This is a genomic window from Mesotoga sp. B105.6.4, assembly GCF_002896535.1.
Taxonomy (GTDB): domain Bacteria; phylum Thermotogota; class Thermotogae; order Petrotogales; family Kosmotogaceae; genus Mesotoga.
Genome location: NZ_JWIM01000013.1, coordinates 1 through 4390, shown reverse-complemented (window position 1 = coordinate 4390; position 4390 = coordinate 1). Strand labels below are relative to the sequence as shown.

At 45.6% G+C, this 4390-nt stretch carries 3 protein-coding genes; all 3 read right to left on the bottom strand.

The features are described from left to right. Positions 1 to 45 precede the first annotated feature (45 nt). The 3 genes from RJ60_RS04495 to RJ60_RS04485 all read right to left on the bottom strand — a co-directional run bounded on the left by RJ60_RS04495 (position 46) and on the right by RJ60_RS04485 (position 4332). Positions 46 to 1434, bottom strand: coding sequence for a hypothetical protein (locus tag RJ60_RS04495; RefSeq protein WP_103134137.1), 1389 nt, complete (start codon positions 1432 to 1434; stop codon positions 46 to 48). 143 nt (positions 1435 to 1577) lie between these two features. Next, a complete protein-coding gene (locus RJ60_RS04490) occupies positions 1578 to 2867 on the bottom strand; it encodes a hypothetical protein (RefSeq protein ID WP_103134136.1) in 1290 nt (429 codons plus the stop codon). Between the two features lie 121 nt (positions 2868 to 2988). Then, positions 2989 to 4332 carry a hypothetical protein gene (locus RJ60_RS04485; RefSeq protein WP_258006177.1) on the bottom strand — a complete coding sequence of 448 codons (1344 nt, stop codon included), beginning with the start codon at positions 4330 to 4332 and terminating at the stop codon, positions 2989 to 2991. Positions 4333 to 4390: the final 58 nt, after the last annotated feature.

Below are 4390 nucleotides of genomic sequence, written 5' to 3'. Positions count from 1 at the left end.
AAGTTCTCAGTTGCTTCTTGCAGCGAATGAGCCTATCCGAATGAACTAGAATCTAAGGAAGCGAAAAACTCTTCCGTAGCCGATCTTGAAGCAAAACTCAGTCTTGTTACCTATTAGAGCCGACGCAGAGAGGAATATCTCCTGATTCTCATCCGGGCTGTAATGAAAGTCAAGACTTACTTTGGCACTTCTGGTAATCGGTTCGGCAAGTCTATACCAATCAAATTCAAATGGTTCGCCGTAATAATCGTCGATTCGGTAAGAACCTTGTCTTATGTACTCAAGACGAAGCTCTGAGAGCACTCTGCGAGTTTCGAAAGTCACAGCTATAAGGTCCAGAGATACGTCAGGTCCGTATGGGAAACCGAAGAACCCATTAATCACAAGATAACCTCCGCCCTCAATATCATCAGCGTTGAAACGGATTGGGTTGATGAGCTTTCCTTCCTCGAAGCTCCTATTGTACAAATAAGGCGTGCTATGGTAGTGCTCATACCTTATCTTCATACCCCCAGACTCTTCAAAGAGAGTCTGTTCTCTGAGAGCATACTGATTGTCCCATAGCATAGGTCCTTTATAGTTTTCTCCATCGGTTATGCCATACTCTCCGCCAAGAAACCAGCCTAAAGAAGTCGGATTGCTTGTTCTATCTCCCGGAATAAGGATGTCGTCTGCGTAGAGCATTCCGTACAAGCCCAGATCTCCAATGCCCTTCTCGAAGAATAACGCTGCATTAACGTTTGAGTTCTTCGCATAGTTGTTGTGAAATATGACGAAAGGGCTCATGTCCTTAAGGTCTGGATAGGTGTTGCTGATGAGGTTCGATTCGACAAAACCGACTCTTGTAGACTCACCATGATACCCTATGCTGTGGCCGATAAGAGTCCTGGGACTGTCGAATATCGAACGATCCGAAGAGATTACGAAGAAGCTGTAGAAGTATTTCCCTGACAGTACGTCCGATGAGAAGTCAATCCAAATGTGCTCGAAAAAGGGCACCGCATCGGAGAGTACGAAGTTGTACGCAGCGGGACCAATATGAAGGCTTCTCTTGCCGGCAGAAAACCTCAAGAGATCGTTTTGAAACTCGGCGAAACCAACTCTAGGCAGATCGGTATCTATATACAGGGTATTCGAATTGTATCTGATGGGGAAATTCGACCAACTCCTGCCACGAAGAAACGAGGTTATGTCTTGCCTGAAATCAAGCCTGAATAGCGCGCGATATGAATCACCGGAAAACTCAATGCCCGCAAGGGCAAACGGAGGATAAGAAAAGTTGTTCCGCAGATCTTCAAAGGTAGGTTTGTAGTCCCTGTCGTGCACAGCAAAGTTGTTGAGAGAAAGGGAGGGAAAGAAACCAAGGAAAAGACCGCTATTCGCAGAAAGCAAAACCGAAACCACTATCATGAGGCAAAGCAGAAGTCGTTTCATCCAGACAAACCTCCTTTTGTTCATATATGAATTATGCCATGACTGAATAGGAATTCACTCTCCGAAAAGCAATTGAAACACAAAGCCTTTACGGCAGCCAAGCGAAGTACCCGCGGAGATCGTCCCGGCCAAGACTGAATACCTCATTCGGCTTCAACGGAACCTATGGTCTCAGAAGCAAGAAGTCTGAGCAACCCAACACCTACAAGAGGGGTCATGAACGCCAGTACTGGTGTGAATAGCCTAACTTCAGCGGTTCTTGCCACCACGAAATTCATAGCGACAAACGGGAGTATCCAGAACCACGTTCTCTTGAAGAAATCGATATCTCTTATCTCTCTCACGAATAGCAGTGGAATGAAGAGAAATACAAGAGGAAAGATCCATGACCAGAAGTAACCAATGTTATAGCCAAGCTGTATCAGATCGACCGAGTATTTGGCATCAGGAAAGAGGACAGTGCTGAATATATACATAAGCAGTACAGGAATCGAACCGGCAATGAAGCTTTTCAACATAAGCCTCAATTTAATCTTGCCTGAGATGTCGCCTCTGAAATTGTACAGAAGATATATCAAGGGAAGGAATACCATATGGTCAGCTCTGAAAAGAGAACCCAGCATAATCAACAAACACAAATGAAAGAACCTGCCGTTTCTGGCAATTACGAGCAACCCGCCTACAAAAAGAGCAAGGCCGTGAAAAGTCTCCCATCCAAAGTACATCGTAGTGAGCGGCATTATGGCCTGAAATGATACCACAGACAGTAACGATGCTACAGGTGAAGAGAAGATTCGGCAGAACGCATAAAGAAGCAGCAACGTTAACAGGTTGAAAAAGAATCTCGCCGTGATGTGCCCATTAAGAATACGATTCGCTTCGCTAGACGGATCTAGTGCAGCTTTGACATCTTCGGGCAGTCTCTCTCCAATTAGAAGCGCCGCGGTTGCAGGATCGGTAATGTACTCCTGCCACTTCAGCCCGGCAACCATTGCTTTGAGTGCATTGCTCAGGAGAATGCTGTTCCCTGCAACGGAGTCAACGAACTCGGCAATAGCCTTTTCAGCGTCAGAGACAAGGCTCTCCCTTTCATCCAGTGGAAAATAGGCATCAACCATGCTCTTCTTTTCAGACGTCCAATAATCGACCGACAACAACATACTCGAAAGCTCTTCGCTGTTTTCATCCAGCCACTTGATCGGAAAGTATTTGAAGAAATTCTCGACAAGGTAGTAGCTGCCAAATCTATACTGATCAGGCGCGAAATTCTCTCCGGAAACCACTCTATCATGCTGATTAATTCTTAAGTATCTGGATACGAGCAAATACTTCCCGTCGGTTGTCCAGACGGTCATTGATGTGAAAATGTAGGAGAGTAACGCGAATATAATTAACAGAAAAATCCCTCGCTGTATGGTTTTCTTGTCTTTCACACTTAATCCCCCCGACGGCGTTTCCAAAAGGAGATCGCCAATGTCAAAATCATATCATCGATCGTAAGAAACATTGCTTGTCCTTCTCAGTTATCTGCTCAAACCTGTATCAAGAGTTCCATTAATCAAGCGCGTTGTCGTCCAGATCCCTAAGACTCTCTAGAGTCGAAGAGCCAACCGAATCAACGCCGATTGCCAGCATTGCACCCCTAACGATAAGAGGAATGGAGTAGATTATCACCGGAAGAAAAAGCCTCACTTCCGCAGTCTTTCCAACAACAAAGTTCATTCCGATAAACAGGGGCATCCAGAACCACGTTCTCCTGTAGAACGTCAACTCTTTGATCTGATAGATGAAAGCAAAAGGCAGCAAAAGAAAGACAAGAGGAAAAACCAGGTTCCAGACATGCGTCAAATTGAACTCAAGCTGAAAGACATCCACATAGTACTCTGCCTCGGGAAAGAGAAGCCCGGTAATCAGAATTGTCGCAACAAGCGGGATGAAGAGAAGCAGAGCGGCGTAGATAGCCTTCGACCACTCCCTCCTTCTTAACGAATCTATTCCTCTTAACGAAGCGTATATTAGAGCGCCAAACAGCGCATGATCCGTTCTTGCGGTACAGCATAATACTGTTATCAGAATTAGAATGAGCCTGCTGCCGTCTCTCTTTGTTATTAGAATCATCGCTGTAAACAGCAACAGTGAAAGCAGAGTCTCCGCCTGCAAAAAGTCCTGAAGAGCAAACGGCGTAAGAGCAGTGAAGAGAACAACCCCAAAGAGCGCTTGGCCGGGGTTCAGGAACTCTCTGCACAGGAAGTAGATGATCGTCAGAAGGATCATGAAGAGGAAGAATCTAGACGTGAAATATCCGTTAACGAGTCTTGTTTCTTCGCTGTCCTCAAGCAAATGATTCCTGATATTTTCCGGTATCATCTCTCCGAGAGTGAGCAGTGTCTCTTCGACATTCGTCAAATAGCTCTGCCACTGCAGACCGTCTATCATACCCCGTAGAAGATTTTGAACAAAAGCATTGCCCGGGAAGAAGGATTCTAGAGTCTCGTCAATCACCCTCTGAATCTCGCCAATCATCTCTTCCCTGTCATCCTGGGGGAAGAATTTGTCCACGGTTTTCTGCATCTCTTCTGTCCAGGTCTCTTCGCTCGTAAGCAAATCGGAGAGACTGCTGTTATATACGTCATACCATTTCAGAGGAATGTATTTGAAGAAGTATTCCACAAGATAAAATCCACCAAAGCGATATTGCTCCGGAGCGTAACCCGTTCCCCTGATTAGATTTTCGTGACCGTATACCCTGATGAATCTCGACACTGTTATGAATCTGCTGTCTGTCGTCCAGACACTGACAGAGGTGAAGACGTATGACAGAACAAAGACAAACAGAAAAACCACTGCGCCTCGTCTTGCTTTCGAACTCAGGGCGAATTTCAAGTGACAATCGGCCATAACTCCCCCACTCAAGCTTTCATTCCCATAGTGAATTCTCTATCAATAGCTCTCCCAC